General features: G+C 66.1%; 16 protein-coding genes, 1 other RNA gene and 1 pseudogene. 5 read left to right on the top strand and 13 right to left on the bottom strand.

The genetic code is table 11. From position 1 onward, the window contains the following. Window positions 1-146: 146 nt before the first annotated feature. Window positions 147-1,495 (bottom strand): annotated as a pseudogene (locus XARJCFBP2528_RS03635) (NAD-dependent succinate-semialdehyde dehydrogenase). Between the two features lie 270 nt (window positions 1,496-1,765). On the opposite strand from XARJCFBP2528_RS03635, the gene XARJCFBP2528_RS03630 reads away from it, so the two are divergent. Next, window positions 1,766-2,188 carry a hypothetical protein gene (locus tag XARJCFBP2528_RS03630; RefSeq protein ID WP_026064130.1) on the top strand — a complete coding sequence of 141 codons (423 nt, stop codon included), beginning with the start codon at window positions 1,766-1,768 and terminating at the stop codon, window positions 2,186-2,188. A 156-nt stretch (window positions 2,189-2,344) separates the two neighbouring features. Here XARJCFBP2528_RS03630 and XARJCFBP2528_RS03625 read toward each other — a convergent pair whose 3' ends face one another. From XARJCFBP2528_RS03625 to XARJCFBP2528_RS03580, 11 genes are all read right to left on the bottom strand, one after another. Further along, window positions 2,345-3,193 carry an ABC transporter permease subunit gene (locus XARJCFBP2528_RS03625; protein WP_026064131.1) on the bottom strand — a complete coding sequence of 283 codons (849 nt, stop codon included), beginning with the start codon at window positions 3,191-3,193 and terminating at the stop codon, window positions 2,345-2,347. Beyond that, on the bottom strand, window positions 3,190-4,098 hold the full coding sequence (locus XARJCFBP2528_RS03620) for an ABC transporter permease subunit (RefSeq protein ID WP_016901630.1): 909 nt from the start codon (window positions 4,096-4,098) through the stop codon (window positions 3,190-3,192). Before XARJCFBP2528_RS03620 ends, XARJCFBP2528_RS03625 begins: the two co-directional genes overlap by 4 nt. Next, on the bottom strand, window positions 4,095-5,225 hold the full coding sequence (locus XARJCFBP2528_RS03615) for an ABC transporter ATP-binding protein (protein WP_016901631.1): 1,131 nt from the start codon (window positions 5,223-5,225) through the stop codon (window positions 4,095-4,097). The genes XARJCFBP2528_RS03620 and XARJCFBP2528_RS03615 overlap by 4 nt, the downstream gene beginning before the upstream one ends. A gap of 254 nt (window positions 5,226-5,479) precedes the next feature. Beyond that, window positions 5,480-6,970, bottom strand: coding sequence for an efflux transporter outer membrane subunit (locus tag XARJCFBP2528_RS03610; protein WP_016901632.1), 1,491 nt, complete (start codon window positions 6,968-6,970; stop codon window positions 5,480-5,482). Window positions 6,971-6,974: 4 nt separating this feature from the next. Next, a complete protein-coding gene (locus XARJCFBP2528_RS03605; protein ID WP_016901633.1) occupies window positions 6,975-8,561 on the bottom strand; it encodes an MDR family MFS transporter in 1,587 nt (528 codons plus the stop codon). Further along, on the bottom strand, window positions 8,558-9,760 hold the full coding sequence (locus tag XARJCFBP2528_RS03600; protein WP_047124321.1) for an HlyD family secretion protein: 1,203 nt from the start codon (window positions 9,758-9,760) through the stop codon (window positions 8,558-8,560). The genes XARJCFBP2528_RS03605 and XARJCFBP2528_RS03600 overlap by 4 nt, the downstream gene beginning before the upstream one ends. Window positions 9,761-9,907: 147 nt before the next feature. Continuing rightward, window positions 9,908-9,980, bottom strand: a non-coding RNA gene (locus tag XARJCFBP2528_RS22000) — sX9 sRNA. 116 nt (window positions 9,981-10,096) lie between these two features. Continuing rightward, complete coding sequence (locus XARJCFBP2528_RS03595) at window positions 10,097-11,212, bottom strand: polyamine ABC transporter substrate-binding protein (RefSeq protein ID WP_016901635.1); 1,116 nt, start codon at window positions 11,210-11,212, stop codon at window positions 10,097-10,099. Window positions 11,213-11,420: 208 nt separating this feature from the next. Continuing rightward, window positions 11,421-12,797, bottom strand: coding sequence for an aspartate aminotransferase family protein (locus tag XARJCFBP2528_RS03590; RefSeq protein WP_039529867.1), 1,377 nt, complete (start codon window positions 12,795-12,797; stop codon window positions 11,421-11,423). A 201-nt stretch (window positions 12,798-12,998) separates the two neighbouring features. Continuing rightward, window positions 12,999-14,384: a glutamine synthetase family protein gene (locus tag XARJCFBP2528_RS03585; RefSeq protein WP_047124320.1), complete on the bottom strand. Its 1,386-nt coding sequence runs from the start codon at window positions 14,382-14,384 to the stop codon at window positions 12,999-13,001. Window positions 14,385-14,390: 6 nt separating this feature from the next. Then, the gene (locus XARJCFBP2528_RS03580) at window positions 14,391-15,146 is read right to left on the bottom strand and encodes a gamma-glutamyl-gamma-aminobutyrate hydrolase family protein (protein ID WP_039526819.1); all 756 of its coding nucleotides are present in this window, start codon (window positions 15,144-15,146) and stop codon (window positions 14,391-14,393) included. Window positions 15,147-15,433: 287 nt separating this feature from the next. On the opposite strand from XARJCFBP2528_RS03580, the gene XARJCFBP2528_RS03575 reads away from it, so the two are divergent. The 4 genes from XARJCFBP2528_RS03575 to XARJCFBP2528_RS03560 all read left to right on the top strand — a co-directional run bounded on the left by XARJCFBP2528_RS03575 (window position 15,434) and on the right by XARJCFBP2528_RS03560 (window position 20,167). Next, complete coding sequence (locus XARJCFBP2528_RS03575; protein WP_039529865.1) at window positions 15,434-16,813, top strand: glutamine synthetase family protein; 1,380 nt, start codon at window positions 15,434-15,436, stop codon at window positions 16,811-16,813. After that, the gene (locus tag XARJCFBP2528_RS03570; RefSeq protein ID WP_047124319.1) at window positions 16,813-18,129 is read left to right on the top strand and encodes an NAD(P)/FAD-dependent oxidoreductase; all 1,317 of its coding nucleotides are present in this window, start codon (window positions 16,813-16,815) and stop codon (window positions 18,127-18,129) included. The genes XARJCFBP2528_RS03575 and XARJCFBP2528_RS03570 overlap by 1 nt, the downstream gene beginning before the upstream one ends. Window positions 18,130-18,225: 96 nt before the next feature. After that, window positions 18,226-19,524 (top strand): diguanylate cyclase, encoded by a 1,299-nt coding sequence (locus XARJCFBP2528_RS03565; RefSeq protein WP_024940515.1) that lies wholly within the window; start codon window positions 18,226-18,228, stop codon window positions 19,522-19,524. Window positions 19,525-19,705: 181 nt separating this feature from the next. Continuing rightward, a complete protein-coding gene (locus tag XARJCFBP2528_RS03560; protein ID WP_016901642.1) occupies window positions 19,706-20,167 on the top strand; it encodes a bacteriohemerythrin in 462 nt (153 codons plus the stop codon). Window positions 20,168-20,395: 228 nt separating this feature from the next. Here the strand turns inward: XARJCFBP2528_RS03560 and XARJCFBP2528_RS03555 are convergent, their stop codons facing one another. After that, entirely contained in the window at window positions 20,396-21,688 is a 1,293-nt protein-coding gene (locus XARJCFBP2528_RS03555) for an MFS transporter (RefSeq protein WP_016901643.1), read from the bottom strand. Window positions 21,689-22,231: the final 543 nt, after the last annotated feature.

Raw genomic sequence — 22,231 nt, 5'->3', positions numbered from 1 at the left:
TTGGGGATTGGTTGGAGCTGGACGTGTGGCTGTGGCGCGCGTACTGCACGTACCCTCATCCGCCCTTCGGGCACCTTCTCCCGAGGGGGAGAAGGAAGGCTGCCTTCTTTTACGAATCCCCAATCCCGAATCCCCAATCCCCGCACTCAAGCCACATAGATCGTCTTGATGTTCATGAACTCGTGGATGCCGTGCTCGGCCAGCTCGCGGCCGAAGCCCGAGCGCTTGATGCCACCGAACGGTAGACGCACGTCGCTCTTGACCACCGAATTGACGAACGCCGCACCGCACTGCAATTGCTGCGCTTGGCATCGGAGGTCCACACGCTGCCGCCCAGGCCGAAGCTGGTGTCGTTGGCCACGCCTACCGCCTCGGCTTCATCCCGCACGCGAATCACCGATGCGACCGGGCCAAAGAACTCCTCCTCGTAGGCCGGCATGCCCGGGGCGACATGATCGAGGATGGTGGCCGGGTAGCCTGCATGCGAACCGGGCACCGGTTCGCCGCCCAGCAGCACCTTGGCGCCCTTTTCCACGCTGTGTTGCACCTGCTTGTGCAGCTCGTCGCGCAGATCCGCGCGGGCCATGGGCGCCAGTGTGGTGCCCTCCTGCTGCGGGTCGCCGAGCACGCGCTGGGAGGCAGCGGCAACGAAGCGTTCAATGAACTGATCGGCGATGGCGTCCACCACGATGAAGCGCTTGGCGGCGATGCAGGTCTGCCCGCTGTTGTCGAACCGCGACTGCACGGCGGAGGCGACGGTGTGCTCCAGGTCGGCGTCTTCCAGCACCACGAACGCGTCGCTGCCGCCGAGTTCCATCACGCACTTCTTCAACTGGTCGCCCGCATTTGCAGCCAGCGAACGTCCGGCGCGCTCGCTGCCGGTCAGTGTCACCGCGGCAATGCGATCGTCACGCAACACATCTGCGGCCTGGTCGTTGTCGATATGCAGCACATCGAACACGCCGGGCGGAATGCCGGCGGCATCCAGCACCTCCTTCATCGCATCGGCGCAGCGCGGCACATTGCTGGCGTGCTTGAGCAGCGCGACATTGCCGGCCATCAGACCCGGGGCCAGGAAACGGAACGCCTGCCACAAGGGAAAATTCCATGGCATCACCGCAAACACGCAGCCCAGTGGCTCGTAGCGCACATAGCTGGATTGCGCCTCGGTCGGGATATCGCGCGGTGCCAGGTAGTCGGCTGCATGTTCGGCGTAATAGGCGCAGCCCTGCGCGCACTTGTCCACCTCGGCCAGCGCCTCGTGGCGCAGCTTGCCCATCTCGGCGGTCATGATGCGTTGCAGGTCGTCGCGCCGCCGGGTCAGCTCTTCGCCGACCCGGCGCAGCAGCGCGCCGCGCTCGGCCAGCGGCAGTGCCGCCCACTGCGGAAACGCCTTGGCGGAAGCAGCCAGACGCGCCTCGATGGCGGCGGCGTCCAGGGTGTGCTGGGTGTGTTCGACCTGGCCATTGGCCGGGTTGACGGTGTCGTAGGACATGACGGTCTCCTGTTACAGGCCCGCCATGCTAGTCGCCGGCAAGTTGCAGCCGCGTCACAACCGCAGCAAATCGCTGCAACGCTGTGTTTACCCACGCCGCGACGCAATGCCGCACCTTTATCGCACCGCTCGTGGATCACTGGCAGCTGGGATAACGCTCCCAGCCACGCTGAGGAAAGCGGCCCTGCCCTGTCCCGACCGTCCCACCGCACAAAAATGCTCTAGCATTCGGCACTTGGCAGCTTTATCCATTCACGGAAGACCACCACGATGCGCCGGGATCTGATTGTTCTAGTTGTACTTGTCATCGGCGCCTGCCTGCCGGGATGCGCCGTCCTGCAGGACATGCTGCACGGCCCGCGCCCCGGCCCGAACGGATTTGTCACCGTGAGCTGCAACAACGCGCTGCCCAATCCCAGCCAACCCTGCGAGGAAGAGGCACTGCGTGCCTGCTCGGACACCGCCATCCGCCAATTCGTCACCGCGCACTCGTCGCCGAACATGGTCACGATCTATCCGAGCAAGCAGAAATCCAAGGACGACGGCGACAAGAACGGCAAGAACAGGGACAAGGATCGCGCCGACGAACAACCCAGAGTCGAGCAACAGGGCTACGACATCAGCGCCGAGTATCAGTGCTACCTGACCAAGCCGCAGCCCTGGGACAGCGGGTACACGCCTCCGGCCAGGTAACAGCGGCCCAACCAACTGCCGTGCCCGGCGTCCGGTGGCCGCCGCAGGCGTCCGCAATCGGCTTGCAGCCATCGTGGATGTCGGTGGCGTCGGCGTTCGCAGCCGTCTGGCCGCCGCTGGTGGCGATGCATTCGCCACACCCATGTTGGTGCCTGCTCAGGAAGCAGCTTGCAGCGCCAGTTGCGCATCGCGCTGGCGGCGTCTTTCGCTGCGCGCCAGCAGCCACCAGCCAATCACTGCGGCGATCGACACCGCCAGCACCATCAGCGTGGCAAGTGCGTTGATCTTGGGGCTGATGCCCAGCCGCACCGACGCAAACACCTTGATCGGCAAGGTGGTCGAACTGGGCCCGGCCAGGAAGCTGGCGATCACCACGTCGTCCAGCGATAGCGTGAATGCGAGCAGCCAGCCCGATGCCAATGCCGGAGCGATGATCGGCAAGGTGATCAGGAAGAACACCTTCAGCGGTGTCGCGCCCAGATCCATCGCCGCCTCTTCCAGCGAGCGATCCAGTTCCTGCAGGCGCGAGGAAATCACCACCGTGACGAATGAGACGGTGAAGGTGACATGCGCCGCCCAGATTGCCACCGCGCCACGCGGTGCGATCCCGAGGACACCGCCCATCGAAACCAGCAACAACAGGATCGACAGGCCGATGATCACTTCCGGCATCACCAGCGGTGCGGTGATCAATGCACCGAACAGGGTCTTGCCGGGAAAACGCCGCATGCGCACCATCGCCAGCGCCGCCATCGTCCCCAGCACCGTCGATGCACAGGCGGTCCAGAACGCGACTTGCAGACTGACCCAGGCCGCCTCCAGCAACTGGCGATCGCGCAGCAATTCGCCATACCAGCGCGTGGAAAAGCCGCCCCACACCATCGCCAGCCGCGAGGCGTTGAACGAGTAGACCATCAGCAACAGGATCGGCAGATACAGAAAGCCGAAGCCCAGCGCGAGCACGCCAGCGCCCAGCAGGCGCGTGCCGGGAGAGGCGCGCATCATGTCAGCCGCCCTTCCAGCTCACGCTGCTGATAACGGTGGAACAGCACGATCGGCACCAGCAACAGCAGCAACATCACCGTGGCCACCGCAGCGGCCACCGGCCAGTCGCGATTATTGAAGAACTCGCCCCACAGCACGCGGCCGATCATCAAGGTGTCCGGCCCGCCCAGCATTTCCGGAATCACGAATTCGCCCACCGCCGGGATCATCACCAGCATGCAGCCGGCCACGATCCCGTTGCGCGACAGCGGCAAGGTGATGCGCACGAAGGCCTGCCACGGCCGTGCGCCCAAGTCGTAGGCGGCTTCGAGCAATCGCTGGTCGTGCTTGACCAGATTGGCGTACAACGGCAGCACCATGAACGGCAGATAGCAGTACACGATGCCGATGTAGGCGGCCAGCGGCGTGTACAGCAACTGCAAGGGCTGGCGGATCACCCCCAGCGCCAGCAGCGCCTGATTGAGCAAGCCGTTGCCGTCGAGGATGCCGATCCAGGCGTAGACGCGGATCAGGAACGAGGTCCACGACGGCAGCACCACCAGCATCATCGCCACATTGCGCGTGGCCAGCGGCAGACGCGCAATGACATAGGCCATCGGGTAGCCGATCAACAGCGCAAACACGGTCGACAGCGCCGCGATCCTGATCGAACTCGCATACGCCGCCAGGTACTGGCTGTCGCGCAGCATGACCAGATAATTTCCAAGATGCAGCTTGAGGCTCACCGCCCCATCGGCCGCAACGGCGAACAGCGGCGTGTACGGCGGCATCGCGGTGGCGCGCTCAGCGAAGGAGATCTTCAGCACGATCAGGAACGGGATGGCGAAGAACACCAGCAGCCACAGATACGGTGCGGCGATCACGCCCCAGCGCGCGCCCGGCAATGCGCGGATCAGGCGCCTCATGCGGTGAGTACCACGCCGTCGTCCTCGCCCCAGCTCAGCCAGACGGCGTCGCCCCAGGTCAGCGCTTCGCTGGCCCAGCGCTGACGGTTGGCGAAGTTGGCCATCAGCTTGAAACCGCCAGGCAGGCGCACGTGATAGACCGAATGGCTGCCGAAATAGGCGATGTCCTCGATCACGCCCTGCGCCTTGTTGCAGGCTTGGGCCGGTTCGTCCTTGCCGATGACGAGTTTTTCCGGGCGCAGCGCGAACGCCACCGCCTGCCCTTCGAAACCGGTGATGCCGTGGCCGATCCGGATATTGGCGTCGAAGGCCGACGCCTTCAGGCCGACGTAATCCGGTTTGTCCTCGACGATCACCGCATCGATCAGATTGACCGAGCCGATGAATTCGGCAGCGAACCGGTTGGCCGGTTGTTCGTAGATTTCGTCCGGGGTGCCGACCTGCTGGATCCAGCCCTGGTCCATCAACGCGATGCGGGTGGCCATGCTCATGGCCTCTTCCTGATCATGGGTGACCATGACGCAGGTGACGCCGGAGGTCTCGATGATGTTGACCAGTTCCAGCTGCATCTGCGCGCGCAGCTTCTTGTCCAGCGCGCCCATCGGTTCGTCCAGCAGCAGCAGCTTGGGCCGCTTGGCCAGCGAGCGCGCCAACGCCACGCGTTGCTGCTGCCCGCCGGACAATTGATGCGGCTTGCGCCTGGCCAGGTTGCCAAGCTGCACCAGCTCCAGCATTTCGCCCACGCGCGCCGCGATCGCCGGCTTGGACAGCGCTTCCTGCTTCAGCCCAAAGGCGATGTTCTGCTCCACGCTCATGTGCGGAAACAGCGCATACGACTGGAACATCATGTTGATCGGGCGCTCGTACGGCGGCAACGCGTCGATCGGCTGGCCATCGAGCACGATGCGGCCTTTGGTCGGCCGCTCGAAACCGGCCAGGCAGCGCAGCAGGGTGGACTTGCCGCTGCCCGAGCCGCCCAGCAGCGCGAAGATCTCGCCCTTGCGGATCTGCAGGCTGACCTCGTCGACCGCGACGACGCCATCGAATTCCTTGCGGACCTCGCTGATGCTCAGATAGGCGTCGTCGCCAGGGGAAAGCGGCGCCGCTGCGGCCTCGGTAACTGCCATGGATCCTCTCGATTGCGAAGCGTGGCCCGGCACCGACTGTGCACCTCAGGACGCCGGCGCCGCCAGTGCTTGGTGCGACATCAGCGCTCGTCCGTCTGCGCCCAGGCGTATGTCTGCAGCGAGCAGACAACGAACTGCTACATCTATCTGGTGACCGCCTGCCGGCGCGGGCGCTGCAGCAACACCGTGTCTGCGATGGCAGAGCGACACCCTAGCGCGACCAGAGCGCCGACGCCCGCCGCGACGGGCATCGATCAGCGTGGCTCCGGCACCGGCGCGCTCCAGCCCAGACCCAGACTCTTCTGCAGCGCGACGTAGTTCACCAGCAACTGCACCTGTGCCTGTGCGGCGGCGTCCTGCGCGGACAGCTGCTGGCGCTGCACGTCGAGCAGATCGATCGACGAGGTGGCACCGGCATCGCGCCGTTGCTGCATCAAGCCGGCCGAACGCGTGGCCGAGGCTTCGGCCTGCCGCGCCACCACCAGTTGCTTGCGCGCCGAGCCGAAGCGCGCCAATGCCGAATTGGCATCCTGCAACGCAGCCAGCACCGCGCCCTCGTACGCCGCCTCGCGGCCGGCGTTGCCGGCACGCGCCTGCTCCACCTGTGCCTTGGTGCGGCCAAAGTCGAAGATCGACCAGCGCAGCATCGGCACCGCCAGCGTGGTCAAGGCATCGGAATTGAAATCGCTGGGCGAGCCGGCGACCCAGCTCAGGCCGCCCAGCAGGCTCACCTGCGGAAAATACCCGTTCAACGCCTCGCCGATCTGCGCGCTGGAGGCAGCCAGTTCGCGCTCGGCCTTGCGCACATCGGGGCGGCGACGGATCAGGGCGCCGGCATCGTCCACGCGCACCTGGGTGGGCAGCATCGGCAACGGCTGCGGCGCGCTCAACTGCGCGTCCAGCGCGCCGGGCTCGCGCCCCACCATCAACGCCAGCTGGTCCAGCGCTTCCTGCGATTGCATCTCCAACGGCAGGCGCTGCGCCTGTTGCTGCTGCACTTGCGTGGCGATCTGTTCGACCTGCAGGTCCGAGGCCGCGCCGCGCTCGCGGCGCTGCTGGGTCAGGCGCAGGGTCTGCCCGATCTTGTCCAGGTTCGCATCGGCGATCGCCAGCCGCGCCTGCAAGCCGCGGTAGTTGAGGTACACCTGCCCCACTTCGGCTGCCAGCTGCACCTGCGCATCGGCCAGCTCGGCTTCCGAGGCCTGCGCCTGTGCCAGCGCGCCTTCGGCGGCGCGACGGCGGCGGCCGAAGAAATCCAGCTCCCAGCTGGCGTCGAAACCGGCGCTGTAGATCTGGGTCTTTTCCAGATCCAGCGCCTCGCTGCCCTGTGCCGGTGGCTGGCCGTTCTGGCCATTCTGCAAGCCGCCCAGCGTATCGACGATGGTCTGCGGCGGCTCGGCATACGCATACACCGCGCTGGCGTTGAGCTTGGGCAGGCGCTCGGCACGGCGCTGGCTGGCCAGTGCACGGCTGGCACGCAGCCGCGCCTGCGCCGCACGCAGGTTGGGACTGTCAGCCAGGGCCTGGGTGACCAGCTGGGTGAGGGTCGGGTCCTGCAGCTCCTCCCACCAATGATTCAACGGCGCGGCAGCGACCACCTCGGCGCCAGCGGCGCGATGCAGGGCCGGCGCCTGCACCGCCGTGTCGGCCACTGCCGGGGGCTTGGTGTAGTTGGGGCCGAGCATGCAGCCGCCGAGCAAAACCACGCTCAACGCCGCAGCCAGGGGCACGCGGATCAGGCGCATGGAATCAGTGCATTGCAAGGTGCGCCCCCTTGGGTAACGGCTTGAGCAAAAAGGCCAGCGGAATCGTGCAGACCACGATCACGCCGAAGATCCAGAACAGATCGCTATAGGTCATCACCAGCGCCTGCTGCTGCACCAGGCGCGCCAGCTGCGCGACCGAGCGAATGGCCGCCTCTCCGCCGGCGCTGCCCTGCATCTGCGCAGTCAGCCCGGAAAGAAAGTCCTGCGCGCGCGAGGAATTGGCGGTGATCGCGCTGCCGATGGTTTCGGTATGGAAGGTCATGCGGCGCTCCTGGAAGGTGGAGATCAGCGCAAGCCCCACCGAGCCGCCCAGGTTGCGGCCGGCGTTGAACAGGCCGGACGCATCGCCGGCCAGTTCGGGCGGCACCGACGAAATGGCCGCCTGGTTTAACGACATCATCGCCAGCGCCAGGCCGCAGCCCTGCAACAACTGGCCGGCGACAAAATGCATGCCCACGGTGTCGGCGGTCAGCGACAGATTGGCGAAGCAGGCCGCGGCAAAGCAGATCAGCCCGGCGATCACCAGGATGCGCACGTCCACCACCTCCAGCAGCTTGGGCATCATCGGCATCAGCAGCACGGTCGGCAGGCCTGACAGCAGCAGCACGTAGCCGGCCTGCTCGGTGTTGTAGCCGGAGATCACCGCCAGGAACTGAGGAATCATGTACATGACGCCGAACAGGATCATGCCCACCGCCATGATCATGACGAACACCGCGCCGAAACTGCGATGCAGCAGCAGCGACAGGTGGATCACCGGCGGCCGCTTGCGGAACTGGCCCACGACCAGTGCAGCGAATCCGCTGAGCGCGATCACGCTCAGCGCATTGATCTCGCTGGATTCGAACCAGCGCTCGCGCTGGCCCTCTTCCAGCACCACGGTGAGCCCGCCCAGGCCGGCGGTCAGGCCGTAGATGCCCAGCCAGTCGGCATTGAGCAGGCCGGCCCAGTCGCCTTTTTCATGCTTGAGGCCAAGCAGCAGCAAGGCCACCAGGCCGACGCAGATCGGCACGTTGATGAAGAAGGCGTAGTGCCAGCTGACGTTCTCGGTGAGCCAGCCGCCGAGCAGCGGGCCGATCACCGGGCCCATGATCACGGTCATGCCGAACAGCGCGGTGCCCATGGTCTGCTGGCTCGGCGGCAGGCGCGTGGCGACGATGGTCAGCGCGGTGGGAATCAGCGCACCACCGGCCAGGCCCTGCCCCACGCGGCCGATGATCATCATCGTCAACGAGGTCGACAGCCCGCACACCACCGAAAACGCGGTGAACATCACCGCGCAGATCAGCAGGAAGTTGCGCAGGCCCAGCGTGCGCACGAACCAGCCGGTCAGCGGGATCATGATGATCTCGGCAACCAGATACGCGGTGGAGATCCAGGTGCCTTCGGTGCCGCTGGCGCCGACCTCGCCCTGGATGGTGGGCAGCGCCGCGTTGACGATAGAGATATCCAGCGTCGCCATGAACGAGCCGATGGTGCCGGCCAGCACCGCCAGCCAGGCGCCCGGCTCGGCCTTCTCGCGCTGCGCGCTGCCGCCGGCACGCGGGCCGGTGGCTGCCGTTGCATTCATCGCGCGCGCTCCTGCGCCTGCACGCGATCGGATTCCTCCTCGGCCCGTTGCTTGGCATCCTTGGCCGAGCGCGTGTCCACGGTGACCTCGACCGACATGCCCGGCACCAGCACCTTGCGCGCCTCGTCGCCGGCCAGCACGCGGATGCGCACCGGCACGCGCTGCACCACCTTGGTGAAGTTGCCGGTGGCATTTTCCGGCGGCAGCAATGCGAATTGCGAGCCGGTACCCGGCGACAGGCTCTCGACCTTGCCGTGCAGCTTGACGCCCGACAAGGCATCGACCTCGATCTCGGCCGGCTGGCCGGGACGCATCAGGCCGACCTGGGTTTCCTTGAAATTGGCGATCAGGTACAGCGATTCCTGCGGCACGATGGTCATGGTGCGGGTGCCGGCCCCGAGGAACTGGCCGACCTGCACGGTCTTGTCGCCGACGCGGCCGTGGATGCGGCTGGTCAGCAAGGTGTCTTCCACCGCCACGCGGGCCTGGTCGGCATCGGCGCTGGCCTGCTTGAGGCCGGCCTGGGCCTGCTCCAGCTGCGCGTTGCTGGCCAGGATCTGGCTCTGCGCGCCCTTGGCCTGTGCCTGCGCGGCCTCGTACTGGGCACGTGCGCGTTGTAGTTCGTGCTGCAGGCTTTCCTGGTGTTCGTGGGTGTCGGCGCCGGAGGCGGCCAGCGGGGCGAAGCGCTTCACTTCGGCCTGGGCGAAGCTCAGGCTTGCCGCTGCCGAGGTCACCTGGCTACGCGCCTGCACCAGCGCCGACTCCTGCCCGGACACATTGGCGGTGGCCGCGGCGATATCGGCCTGGCGCGCCGCGATCGCGGCTTCGGCCTGCTGCAGGGTCGCCTGGTAGGTGCGGTCATCGATCTGCAGCAGCGGCTGGCCGGCTTCCACGATCTGGTTGTCGCCCACCATCACCTTGGTCACGTAGCCGCTGACCCGCGGCGCCACGGCCACCGAATCGGCCTGCAGGTAGGCATTGTTGGTGTCCTGCATGTAGCGGCCCTTGATCAGGTAGTAGGCCAGCCAGATCACCAGCAGCACCAGCACCAGCACCCCGATCACGATCAGCGTCCATTTGACCTTGGGATTCTTCAACGGCGAGGGCTTGGGCGGCTCCTGCTCGTCGTGCGCGCCGGTGGCTTGCGCATCCGTGCCCGAAGGCTGGCCGTCGTTGGACTGCTGGTCGTGGTTGCTCAAGGTGAGGCGTCCTGTGTCGTGGGCGAGGCGCGCGCGACGACGTGCCGCATCAGCGGCCCGGCGAAGGCGGCACAACCATACAATTATTTGAACCGTCCGGTACAGATTGCGTGACGACCGCAGTCAGCGTGCGCTATGACGAAGAGCGGCTGACAACACCTAGCGAGCAGTCGTCAGGGGTGCAGACGGCGCGCTCAGAACCGGAGTACGAGTGGGACATGCCGATCCGGGCACCGGCCGCGCGCGCCTGGCGGCTGCGCAGTGGTCTTGTTAGGCGCTCTTATGAGCGGGCGCCTGGCAGGCGCCCGTACAGGGCTGCAGGAACAACTGCGGCCGTCAGCGACCGGTCTTGATCTCGGTCCACAGCCGCGTATACAGGCGATCCACCTCCGGCGGATTGATCGCATAGGTGAACATCTTGGCGGTCACCTCCGGCGGCGGGTAGATAGTGGGGTCGTTGCGGATCGCCGCGTCCACCAGCGGCGTGGCGGTGCGCACCGGGTTGGCGTAGTGGATGAAGTTGCTGTTGGCCGCGGCCACGTCCGGCTTCAACAGATAATTGATGAAGGCGTAGGCGTTGTCGGGGTGCTTGGCGTCCTTGGGAATGGCCAGCATGTCGAACCACTGCGGCGCACCTTCCCTGGGGATCGCATAGGCCACCTTGATGCCGTTGCCGGCTTCCAACGCACGGTCGCGCGCCTGGATGATGTCGCCCGACCAGCCCACCGCCAGACAGGTGTTGCCATTGGCCAGCGAGGTCACGTACTGGCTGGAATGAAAGTTCTGCACATACGGGCGGATCGTCTTGATCAGCGCGGCAGCCTGCTCGATCTCGGCCGGCACGCTGCTGTGCGGATCCAGGCCCAGATAATTGAGCGCGATCGGAATCAGGTCCGAGGGCGTGTCCAGCAGGGTCACGCCACAGTCCTTCAACCTGGACAGGTTTTCCGGCTTGAACACCAGGTCCCAGCTGTTGGCGACCTCGGTGTTGCCAAAGATCGCCTTGAGCTTGTCCACGTTGTAGCCGATGCCGGTGGTGCCGATCATGTACGGCACGCCATAGGCGTTGCCCGGGTCCTGCGCGGCAATGCGCCGCATGATGTCCGGGTCCAGATTGGCCAGATTGGGGATCTTGGCCTTGTCCAGCGGCAGGAACACGCCGGCCTGGATCTGCCGGCCGAAGAAGTTCAGCGTGGGCACCACCACATCGTAATCGCTGCCACCGGCGAGCAGCTTGGTTTCCACCATCTCGTCGCTATCGAACACGTCGTAGGTGACCTTGATACCGGTGCTCTTCTCGAACGCGGGAATGGTGTCTTCGGCGATGTAGTCCGAGTAGTTGTAGACGTTGAGCACCTTGGCCTGCGCCTCGGCACCGCCGGGTGCATTGCTGCCACCGCAGGCGGCCAGCAAGGTGGTGGACAGCGTCAGGGCGAGCAGTCGCAGCGTCATGCGGGTCTCCAGGGCAGCACGATCAGGGCAGGCCGGGATGCGGCCGGTCGAAGGACCAGCCTACCCATGGTGGTTGTGTTTGCACAGCGCGGCGTGGCGGATACCAACCGTGCCACCCGCTTGCCGGCGCGGCCGGTGCTGCAAGCGCCTCTGCCGGCCACCCTGGCGGTTGCGCGCGACCGGCAAAGCTTGACGTGCGCCGGCAGGCTTACGCCGCACCGATGCCCAGCACCTGCGCAGTATCGTCCAGCGCCGCCCAGGCCTTGTCGAACAGCTCATCGACCTGTTCGCAGGTGATGATCAATGGCGGCGACAGCAGCATCGCGTCGTAGGTGGCACGCAGGATCAGCCCGCGCCGCAGCGCGAAATCGCGGCACAGCGCACCGACCCGACCGCGTTCGGGGAAATAGACCCCGCGCCGGCGTTTGTCCGGCACCAGTTCCAGGGCCCCGACCAAGCCGGCGATACGCGCCTCGCCGACCAGCCGGTGCTCGCCCAGCTCGGCCCAGCGTTGTGCCAGATACGGCGCGATCCGGGTACGCGCAGTGTCCACGATGCCTTCGTCCTGCAGCAGGCGCAGGTTCTCCAGCGCCACCGCCGCGCAGACCGGATGCCCCGCATAGGTGCCGCCGTGCGCGAGCTCGCCGCCCTGCGCCTTGAGCACGCCGGCCACGCGATCGTTGAACATCGCCACCGCCAACGGGATATAGCCGGAGGTGATGCCCTTGGCCAGCGTCATCACGTCGGGCTGGAAGCCGAAATAATCCGCACCGAACCAGGCGCCGGTACGCCCGAACCCGCAGATCACCTCGTCGGCCACCAGCAGCACGTCGTAGCGCTTGCAGATGCGCTCGATTTCCGGCCAGTAGCTGCGCGGCGGGATGTACACCCCGATCGCGCCCATGATCGGTTCACCGATGAAGGCCGCCACGTTCTCTGGGCCGAGTTGCAGAATCTTGTCTTCCAATCGCTTGGCCGCCAGCAAGCCATACTCCTCTGGATCCATCTCCCCGCCATCGCCGAAGTGATACGGCGGTGCGATGTGGTGGATATCCGGAATCGGCAGGCCACCCTGCCTGTGCATGCCGCGCATGCCGCCCAGGCTGGCACCGGCCATGGTGGTGCCGTGATAGCCGTCATGACGGCCGATGAAGATGCGTTTTTCCGGCTGCCCCTGCACCGCCCAGAAATGCCGCACCAGCCGCAGGATGGTGTCGTTGGCCTCCGACCCGGAGTTGGCGAAGAACGCATGGTTCAGATCGCCCGGCGTCAGCTCCGCCAGCTTGGCAGCCAGATGGATGGTGGGCTCGGTGGTGCACTGGAAGAAGCTGTTGTAGTACGCCAGCTGTTCCATCTGCCGCGCCGCCGCCTGTGCCAGCTCCTTGCGCCCGTAGCCGACGTTCACGCACCACAAGCCACCGAACGCATCCAGCAACTTGTTGCCCTGCGCGTCCCAGACATACACGCCCTCGCCGCGGGTCAGGATGCGCGTACCCTTTTCGGCCAGTGCCGCGTTGTCGTTGAACGGATGCAGGTGATGGGCGGCATCGAGTTGCTGCAAGGTTTCCAACACAGTGGGGTGCACGGCTTGCTCCGGAAGGTCGCTCACGCCAGTGGCGCGAATGCAGTGGCGTTACGAAAGGCAGCTAGCTCAAAACGCATCGGACGCCTGCAGTAAACGTGGGCCTGGACCATGGCCAGACGACGTACCCTCATCCGCCCTTCGGGCACCTTCTCCCGAGGGGAGAAGGGAGCGGCGCGGCACGCTGCGCCGAGCGCAGACGCCTCACACATTCAACAACAGGAACTCCCGCTCCCACGAACTGATCACGCGGAAGAACGTCTCGTACTCCTTGCGCTTGACCGAGATGTAGGCGCGCACGAAGCGCCGCCCCAGCATTTCCTGCAAGGCCTCGCAGCCCTCCAGCCCATCCAGCGCCTCGCCCAACGAGCGCGGCAGATCGTAGCCCTGCTCCTTGCCGTTGCTGCTGATCGGCGCGGTCGGTTCGAGCTTTTCGCGGATGCCGAGCAACCCGCAGGCCAGGGTCGCCGCCATCGCCAGGTACGGATTGGCGTCGGAGCCGGCAAAGCGGCTTTCCACCCGCATGTTCTGCGGCACATCGATCGGCACCCGCAGCCCGCAGGTGCGATTGTCGAAGCCCCACAGCACATTGCTCGGCGACACCTCGCCGAACATCAGCCGCCGGTAGGAATTGACGTTGGGTGCCAGCAGCCCCATCGCCATCGGAATGTATTTCTGCAGGCCACCGAGATAGTGCGCAAAGGTGTCGCTGAAGCCGCCTTCGCGTTTGCCGCTGAACACGTTCTTGCCGGTGCCGGCATGCAGCAAGCTCTGATGGATATGCATCGCACTGCCCGGCTCGGTCTCCATCGGCTTGGCCAGAAACGTCGCATACACGCCATGCCGCAACGCGGCCTCGCGCATGGTGCGCTTGAACAGGAACACCTGATCGGCGCGCGAGAGCGCATCGGCGTGGGTGAAGTTGACCTCCAACTGCGCGGCGCCGGACTCGTGGATCAGCGTATCCACGTCCAGTTCCATCGCATCGCAATAGTCGTACATCAGGTCCAGGATCGGGTCGAACTCGTTGACCGCATCGATCGAATACGACTGCCGCGCAGTCTCCGGCCGACCCGAGCGCCCGGCCGGCGGCAACAACGGGAAGTCCGGGTCGGTGTTCTTCTGCACCAGGAAGAATTCCAGCTCCGGCGCCACCACCGTTTGCAGCTTGGCTTCGGCATAGGCGTCGAGCACGCGCCGCAGCACATTGCGCGGGGCAAGCTCATGCGGCTGGCCGTCCTTGGTATAGCAATCGTGGATGACCTGCGCGGTGGGATCGGCCGCCCACGGCACCATGCGCACGGTGGATGCGTCCGGGCGCAGATGCATGTCCGAATCCGATGGCGAGGTCAGCTCGTAGTAATCGTCCGGGAAATCGCCGGTGACGGTGGTGGCGAAGATGCCTTCCGGCAGCCGGGTGCCGTAGTCGTGCGAAAACTTGTCCGCCGGAATGATCTTGCCGCGTGCGTTGCCGGTGATGTCCGGCACCAGGCACTCGACCTCGGTGATGTGGCGGTCCTTGAGCCAGCGGCGCAGCGCGCTCTCGGGCTGCTTGGGCGTGGATGTGCGCGAACGGGTGCGGATCGACATGCAACCTCACTGACCGCGTCGAGCGGCGTATTGGCGACAGGCCTCGCCGAAGGCCTGGAAGATGGCACGGTAGAACGGATGCTGTGTGACACGCCACTCCGGATGCCACTGCACCGCGAGCAGAAAGCCCGGCCCGGGGCCGCGAAAGGCTTCGATCAGGCCACCCGGCGCGGTCGCCTCGATCAGCAGGCCGTCGGCCAGGCGTGCAATGCCCTGCCCGTGCAGCGAGTTCACCGCGACCTGCGCGCTGTCGCTCATGCCGGCCAGCAGGCCGCCAGGATGCAGCTGCACCGGATGCGCCGGGCCGTACTGCGTGTCCAGCGGCATGGCACGGTCTTCGCGGTGATCAAGCAGGCCGGGCACGTCATGCACGCGTTGGTGCAGGCGCCCGCCCAGCGCCACATTGACCTCCTGCAGCCCGCGGCAGATCGCCAGCACCGGCAGGCCACGCGCCAGTGCCTGCGGGATCAGCCCCAGGCTGGTGGCATCGCGCGCCGGGTCGTGCGGATTGCCCTCCCAGCTCGGCTCGTCGCTGTAGTGATGCGGCTCGACATTGCTCACCGCACCGGTCAGCAACAGGCCATCCAGGCGATCCAGCCACGCGCGCGCATCCAGCGTGGGCTGCAGGCTCGGCAACAGCACCGGCATCGCCCCGGCCGCGTCCACCACCGCGCGGATGTACTTCTCGCCGGTGGCCAGAAACGGATGCGGCCCTTGCTGGATGCGATCGGTCGGCAACCCGACCAGTGGAACGACAGCCATGCGGATCTCCCGGTTGAACGCGGCTGCATCACGCGTGCGAGCGCCATCAGGCAGGCGCTGGCACTGTACAGGGCACATGTGGCGCGCAGCTGTCGGCACACATCACCTGCATCCCCCCCGACTGCGACGACTTGTCAGCGAGTGGTCGCTATGGGTTGATGGGCTGCGTTGCCGATGCCTGCGAACTTACCGTGCGGCCACCTGCATTGCCAGGGTCCACACGCGCACAGTTGCGAACGATCACATGCGCTTTGCTAGTCTGAGCGGCGACCTTGCAGGTGGTGCCCATGGTTTCCGAGAACTCCGTCGCGTGCTTGCCCGCCATCGATGCCGCCACGCTGGCGCGGATCGATGGCTGCGAAGCGGTCGATCTGCTGTTGCCCGACACCAATGGCGTGCTGCGTGGCAAACGTGTGACAGCCGAAGTCCTGGACAAGGTCTATCGCGATGGCGTGTGCCTGCCAATGTCGCTGATCGCCACCGACATCACCGGCAATACCGTCGAGGAAACCGGGCTGGGCTACGCCATCGGCGATGCCGATCGCATCTGCCGGCCCATCGCCGGCTCGCTGCGCCCGGTGCCGTGGGCACCGCGGCCGATGGCGCAGCTGCTGCTGGCGATGCATCAGCCGGACGGCAGCCTGTTCGAGGTCGCACCGCGTGCGGTCTTGCAGCGCGTGCTGCACGGTTTTGCTGCGCTCGGCCTGACCCCGGTCATTGCGGTGGAACTGGAGTTCTACCTGTTCGATGCGGTGCCCGATGCGCAGGGACGCCCGCAGACGCCACGCGACCCGCAGACCGGTGCGCGCAGCGACAGCACCCAGGTGTATTCCTTGCAGGACCTGGACGACCAGCGCACCTTCACCGACGCGGTGACTGACGCCTGTCGCCAGCAAGGCATCCCGGCCGACACCGCCGTGGCCGAGTACGCACCCGGCCAGTTCGAAATCAACCTGCAGCATCGCGCCGATGCGGTGGCCGCCTGCGACGAGGCGATCCTGCTCAAGCGCACCATCAAGGCGATTGCGCAACAGCAGGGCAAGCTTGCCAGCTTCATGGCCAAGCCGTTTCCCGGCCAGGCCGGCAGCGGCCTGCACCTGCATGTGAGCCTGCTCGATGCCGACGGGCACAACGTGTTTGCCGGCAACGTCGATGCGCCCGCCGACCGCCTGCGCCATGCCATCGCCGGCCTGCAGCGGCACGCCGATGCCTCGCTGCTGATGTTCGCGCCGCACGCCAACAGTTACCGCAGGTTCGTCAGCAATGCCTTCGTGCCGCTGGATGCGAGCTGGGGCTTCAACAACCGCACCGTGGCGCTGCGCATCCCGCATAGCGATGCACGCAACACCCGCATCGAGCATCGCATCGCCGGCGCCGATGCCAACCCGTACCTGGCTGCCGCCGCCGTGCTGGCCGCCATGCTGGACGGCCTGCAACATCCCGGCGAGCCCAGCGCGCCAGTCACCGGCAATGCCTATGCGCAAGCGGTCTTTCGGCCGCGCACCTGGCAAGCCGCGGTGGATGCATTCGGCGCCAGCGACTTTGTCGGCGCGCAGTTCGGCAGCCAGTTCCAGCACGTATTTGGCCAGCAGAAACAGCGCGAGCTGCTCGACTACCAGGCGCAGGTGCCGGATCTGGATTACGCCCGGTACCTGCGGATCGTCTGATGAACGGCCCGGCCACAACGCTGCCGCCTGCCAATCCGCCGGGTAACGGCTATCCCGACAGCTGGTACGCCCGCAGCGCGCCGGTCTTGCCGGAGCAGCCATGCCTGCAGGGCGTGCAACGTGCCGATGTCTGCATCCTCGGCGCCGGCTACACCGGCCTCACCGCCGCGCTCGCCCTGGCCGAGGCCGGCTACAAGGTCATCGTGCTGGAAGCCAGGCGCATCGGCTGGGGCGCCTCCGGGCGCAACGGCGGCCAGGCCATCGTCGGCTACGGCTGCGAGCAGGAAACCCTGGAAGCGCTGGTCGGCGATGCCGACGCGCGGCGGCTGTTCGACTTCTCGCGCGACGGCATGCGCCTGCTACGCGCGCGCATCGAACGCCACGCCATCGCCTGCGACTGGCGCGACGGCCACGCCCACGTGCCGCTGAAGCCGCGCCAGGTGCAGGCCTTGCAGCACGGCATCATGCGCATGGCCGAGCGCTACGACTACCCGCTGGAATGGTGGGACCGCGCGCGTACGCGGCAGGTGCTGGACAGCCCGCTCTACCTGGGCGCGATGTTCGACCCGGCCAGCGGCCATCTGCATCCGCTGGCCTATGCGCTGGGCCTGGCGCGCGCGGCGCTGGCGGCCGGCGTGCGCATCCACGAGGCTTCGCCGGTCTCCCGGCTGGAGCACGGCACGCGCGTGACCATGCAGACCGACCAGGGCAGCGTCAGCGCCGAGTTCGGCGTGATCGCCGGCAATGCCCTGCTGCAGGGCATTTCCACAGCGCTAGAGCGCCACATCATGCCGGTGGGCACCTATGTCGGTGCGACGCCGCCGCTGGGCCAGGCCCGCGCGCGCGCGTTGATCGCCAACGACATGGCGGTCGCCGATACCAACTGGGCACTGGACTACTACCGGCTCAGCGCCGACCACCGGCTGCTGTTCGGCGGACGCGCCAGCTACTCCTCGCGCCCGCCGCCCGGCCTGGATCGGTTGATGACACGGCGCATGCACACGGTCTTCCCGCAGCTGCACGACGTGCCGCTGCAAACCCTTTGGGGCGGCTACGTGGACATCTCGCGCAATCGCGCCCCGCACTGGGGACGGCTGGGGCCCAACGTGTATTTTGCGCAGGGATTCTCCGGGCATGGCGTCGCCGCCACCGGCCTGGCCGGCCAGGTCATCGCCGAGGCCATCGCCGGCCAGAGCCGACGGCTGGATGTGTTTGCGCGCATTCCGCATCGGCCCTTTCCCGGGGGGCGCCTGCTGCGCACGCCGCTGCTGGTGGCAGCGATGAGTTGGTACCGGCTGCGCGATGCGTTGTGGTGAATAGGGCGCCGTCTTGGGCACTTTGAGACGCGGCGCTCAAGTTTTGGCGAGCAGGGCCGTTAGCTGGTATGACGGTTCGATCCGCACGGCCAGCCGATGTCCCCAGGTACCCTACATCGCAATAGTGAAAGCGCAGTCCTGCCGCAACGCGTGTTGCTGGTGGAGAACTCGCGCACTTTCACCAGCATGCTGCGCGAGGCCATCGAGCAACGTGTGGAGCTGCCGGTCACGGTCGTATCGACGCTGGCGGAAGCCGCCCGTGTACTGGACGAAGAAGACGGCTGGTTTCTGGTCCTGACCGGCCTGGTGTTGGTGGACGGCGACCGCGACAAGGTCGTGGAATTTTTCCTCTCGCGCAAGCTGCCCACCGTGGTGGTCAGCGGCGTCTACGACGAGGATCTGCGCCAGCGTGTGCTGCAGCAGCAGATCATCGATTACGTGCTCAAGAACGCGCCCGGCAGCATCGAATATCTGGCCTGGCTGGTGCAACGCCTGGAGCGCAATCGCCGCATCGCGGCGCTGGTGGTGGACGATTCCCTGTCCGCACGGACCTATGCGGCCGCGTTGCTGTCGATGTACGGCTACCGCGTGGTGCTGGCGGCCGACGGTGCGGCCGGCCTGCAGGCGATCGAGCGCGACCCCGGCATCCGCCTGACCATCGTCGACCAGGAAATGCCCGGCATGGAAGGGGTGGAATTCACCCGCCGGCTGCGCGCGATCCGTTCACGCGACAAGGTCGCGGTGATCGGCATCTCCGGCAATAACGACTCGTCGCTGATCCCGCGTTTCCTCAAGAACGGTGCCAACGATTTCCTGCGCAAGCCGTTCTCGCGCGAAGAGTTCTTCTGCCGCGTGTCGCAGAACGTGGACCAGCTGGAATTGATCGGCACGCTGCAGGATCTGGCTACCCGCGACTTCCTCACCGGCCTGCCCAACCGGCGCTATTTCCTGGAACAAAGCCAGCGGGTAATCCCCACCCTGCTGTCGCAGGAGCAGACGGTCACCGCGGCGATGCTGGACATCGACCACTTCAAGCACATCAACGACACCTGGGGCCACGAAGCCGGCGACCAGGCGCTACGCGCGGTGGCCGCGTCGGTCTCCAGTCATGCGCGGCCGCAGGATCTGGTGGCGCGTTTCGGCGGCGAAGAATTCTGCCTGCTGGTACCGGGGCTGGATGCCGCCAACGCCACCAGCTACTTCGAAACCCTGCGCGAACGCATCAGCGCACTGCGCGTGCGGATCGGCGACGAAACCCTCAGCATGACGGTGAGCATCGGTGTCTGCATCGCCACCGAAGACGGCCAGTCGCTGCACCATCTGCTGGGCGAAGCGGACAAGTACCTCTATCTGGCCAAGGCCGGCGGCCGCAACCAGGTGCGCCTCGCCAGCTGAGCGGCGCAGGTTCGTGCGCTGCACGGCCGGCGGCGCGCCCGACCCGGCGGTATCGCCGGCACACAGAATCGCCCCGCAGCACGCACGCCGCCCGCGCGCCGTGACTGGATTTGATCCAGATCAACGCGTTGGCGATCACGTGCGCCTATCGTGCCCTCACCGTATGGAACAAGGGCGAACGATGGCTTTGCTGGTCTGGCAGGACGACCTCAACACCGGGATCGAGGTCATCGATCACCAACACGGGCGCATCGTGGAAATGATCAATCAGTTGCATGCCGCGCACACCAGCCTGCAACGCCTGGCAGTGGCCGAGGTGATCGACGAATTGATCGACTACACGCTGTCGCACTTTGCCTTCGAGGAAGAACTGATGGAGGAAGCCGGCTACCCCTTCAGCCTGGCGCACAAACGCGTGCACGAGGTCTTCGGCAAACGTGTCGGCGAGTACCGGCTGCGGTTCCAGGCCGGCGAAGACGTCTGCGACGAACTCCGCAGCATGCTCTCGCGCTGGTTGTTCAACCATATCCGCGGCGACGATCAGGCCTATGCGCCGCAGGTGATCGCACATCTGGACCAGTTCGCGCGCAGCCACCAGCACGGCAACTGGCTGGGACGCACGCTCAAGCGCCTGTTCCGCTAGCAATCGCTCCGGCGCAGGCGCGTGCTCGCGCGCAACAGGGCGGTGCCGGGAATGCCGCATCGCGCAAGCGCGTTCCCGAGGATCGGCAGGCCAGCACCACGGTGCAGCAATGTACGCAATACCTAGACCATTGGCCCGAAGACTTCATTTCGCGCAGAAGCAGCCAGCTTCGGAGAAGTGCACCTGGGCGGGACCTGCCTCAACGATGACGCCGACTCGCGTACGCCTTCAAACGCCAACCGGGCGACGCGATCTGCGGGCCACGATCAACGCCAGCAGGCTCAACACCGCCGCGGCGCCCAGATACTGCCCGACCGCCTGCACGCCATAGCGTGCGGCCAGTTGCGTGGCCACGTACGGCGCCGGTGCCGCCCCCAGGATGCTGGCCAGGTTGAACGACAGCGAGGCTCCGGTGTAGCGCACCTCGGTGGGATACAGCTCGGCCAGCAGCGTGCCGCAGGGGCCGTAGGTCAGGCCCATGAAGAAGAAGCCCAGTGCAAGAAACGCGAGCACCTGCAACGGGTGATTGGCCTGGAACAGTGGCGCGAACGCCAAACCGAACGCGATGATCGCCACACTGGCCAGCATCATCGCCAACGGCGCGCCATGCCGGTCGCCGAACCTGGCCGACATCGGGATGCCGATCGCGAAAAACACGATACCGGCCATCTGCAACAGCAGGAATTGCTCCTTGTCGTAGCCCAGGGTCTTGGTCCCGTAGCCCAGCGCGAACACGGTCATCAGATAGAACAGCACGAAGGTGGCGAATGCGCCCAGCGTGCCGATGATCAGCGCCGGCCAGTGCTGCGAGATCACCGTCCCCAAGGGCAGGCGCACGCGCGTCTTGCGGTCCAGGGTCTTCTGGAAGTCCGGCGTCTCGGTGATGCTCAGGCGCACCCACAGGCCGGTCAGCACCAGCAATGCGCTGGCCAGAAACGGCACCCGCCAGCCCCATTGCATGAACTGCGCATCGTCGAGCACCGCGCCCATGCCGAGAAAGGTGCCGGTGGACAGCAGAAAGCCCAGCGGCGCACCCAGCTGCGGAAACATGCCGTACCACACGCGCTTGCCGGGCGGCGCATTTTCGGTGGCAAGCAGCACGGCCCCGCCCCACTCGCCGCCCAGGCCCAGGCCCTGGCCAAAGCGGCACAGCGCCAGCAACGCAGGTGCGAACACGCCGATCTGGGCATAGCTGGGCAGCAAGCCGATCGCCACGGTGGACAGGCCCATCGTCAGCAGCGCCGCCACCAAGGTGGCCTTGCGCCCAATCCGGTCGCCGAAATGGCCGAACACCGCCGAGCCCACCGGCCGTGCGATAAAGGCCACCGCAAACGTCGCCAGCGACTGCAGCATCGCCGCACTGCCATCGCCCGCCGGAAAAAACAGCGTCGGGAACACCAGCACCGCGGCGGTGGCGTAGATATAGAAATCGAAGAACTCGATGGTGGTGCCGATCAGACTGGCGAACAGCACGCGCGCAGGCGAATTGATGGGAGCGGCAAGCGGCGCAGCAGCAGTCATCGTTGATCGGCATCCAGATAAGACAAGTCGGCCGATTCTGGCAGATTGCAGCATCGGTTTGCGCAGACCAACCTGCGTGCAAAAAGTTTCAGCCGTGACTGCCTGCCTTTCGGGCAGTGGCAGCCTGATGTCTTTCGGAATCTCGGTTGCGTTGGAGTCGCCGGGCAGTGTTGATAGATGCTTGTTAGAGCGACTGCTCTGTGGCCTTGTTGCAGGGCCCTTGCCCGCCCACCATCGCAGGACACGCCGCAAGTACGTCCCTGTAGGCTCTTCCGCGGCATCCATGCCGCGTAAGGTCCCGCGACGGTGAGCGGACAAGGACCAGTCAAGATGGTCGGTGTGCGCAGTTAAAAGCAGTGCGTGATGCGCGTTGTTCGGATCGCGTTGCACCCGATCAGCTCCCGACGCAGGCCGAGCAACAGGCTTTCAACACGCGACTTACAAACGTCTCATCTTCCCACCGCAAGCCGAGAAATAAGCTTTGAGGAAAGCAGCCAACCAACTCTCTGGTGCGGTGTCCTTGCCGGTTGCGGGATCCTCGGC

Source organism: Xanthomonas arboricola pv. juglandis, from assembly GCF_001013475.1.
GTDB classification, from domain to species: Bacteria; Pseudomonadota; Gammaproteobacteria; order Xanthomonadales; family Xanthomonadaceae; genus Xanthomonas; species Xanthomonas arboricola.
Note: the sequence above shows the minus strand (reverse complement) of the source record. Positions and strands in the feature narration are given on the sequence as shown.

Bases quoted from the DNA above. Each gene is read 5' to 3' on its own strand.
- XARJCFBP2528_RS03625 (WP_026064131.1), bottom strand. From the start codon at position 3,193: ATGATGCGCGCCTCTCCCGGCACGCGCCTGCTGGGCGCTGGCGTGCTC.
- XARJCFBP2528_RS03615 (WP_016901631.1), bottom strand. From the start codon at position 5,225: ATGGCAGTTACCGAGGCCGCAGCGGCGCCGCTTTCCCCTGGCGACGAC.
- XARJCFBP2528_RS03580 (WP_039526819.1), bottom strand. From the start codon at position 15,146: ATGGCTGTCGTTCCACTGGTCGGGTTGCCGACCGATCGCATCCAGCAA.
- XARJCFBP2528_RS03565 (WP_024940515.1), top strand. From the start codon at position 18,226: ATGTCCCCAGGTACCCTACATCGCAATAGTGAAAGCGCAGTCCTGCCG.
- XARJCFBP2528_RS03605 (WP_016901633.1), bottom strand. From the start codon at position 8,561: ATGAATGCAACGGCAGCCACCGGCCCGCGTGCCGGCGGCAGCGCGCAG.
- XARJCFBP2528_RS03570 (WP_047124319.1), top strand. From the start codon at position 16,813: ATGAACGGCCCGGCCACAACGCTGCCGCCTGCCAATCCGCCGGGTAAC.
- XARJCFBP2528_RS03610 (WP_016901632.1), bottom strand. From the start codon at position 6,970: ATGCGCCTGATCCGCGTGCCCCTGGCTGCGGCGTTGAGCGTGGTTTTG.
- XARJCFBP2528_RS03585 (WP_047124320.1), bottom strand. From the start codon at position 14,384: ATGTCGATCCGCACCCGTTCGCGCACATCCACGCCCAAGCAGCCCGAG.
- XARJCFBP2528_RS03575 (WP_039529865.1), top strand. From the start codon at position 15,434: ATGGTTTCCGAGAACTCCGTCGCGTGCTTGCCCGCCATCGATGCCGCC.
- XARJCFBP2528_RS03630 (WP_026064130.1), top strand. From the start codon at position 1,766: ATGCGCCGGGATCTGATTGTTCTAGTTGTACTTGTCATCGGCGCCTGC.
- XARJCFBP2528_RS03555 (WP_016901643.1), bottom strand. From the start codon at position 21,688: ATGACTGCTGCTGCGCCGCTTGCCGCTCCCATCAATTCGCCTGCGCGC.
- XARJCFBP2528_RS03560 (WP_016901642.1), top strand. From the start codon at position 19,706: ATGGCTTTGCTGGTCTGGCAGGACGACCTCAACACCGGGATCGAGGTC.
- XARJCFBP2528_RS03595 (WP_016901635.1), bottom strand. From the start codon at position 11,212: ATGACGCTGCGACTGCTCGCCCTGACGCTGTCCACCACCTTGCTGGCC.
- XARJCFBP2528_RS03620 (WP_016901630.1), bottom strand. From the start codon at position 4,098: ATGAGGCGCCTGATCCGCGCATTGCCGGGCGCGCGCTGGGGCGTGATC.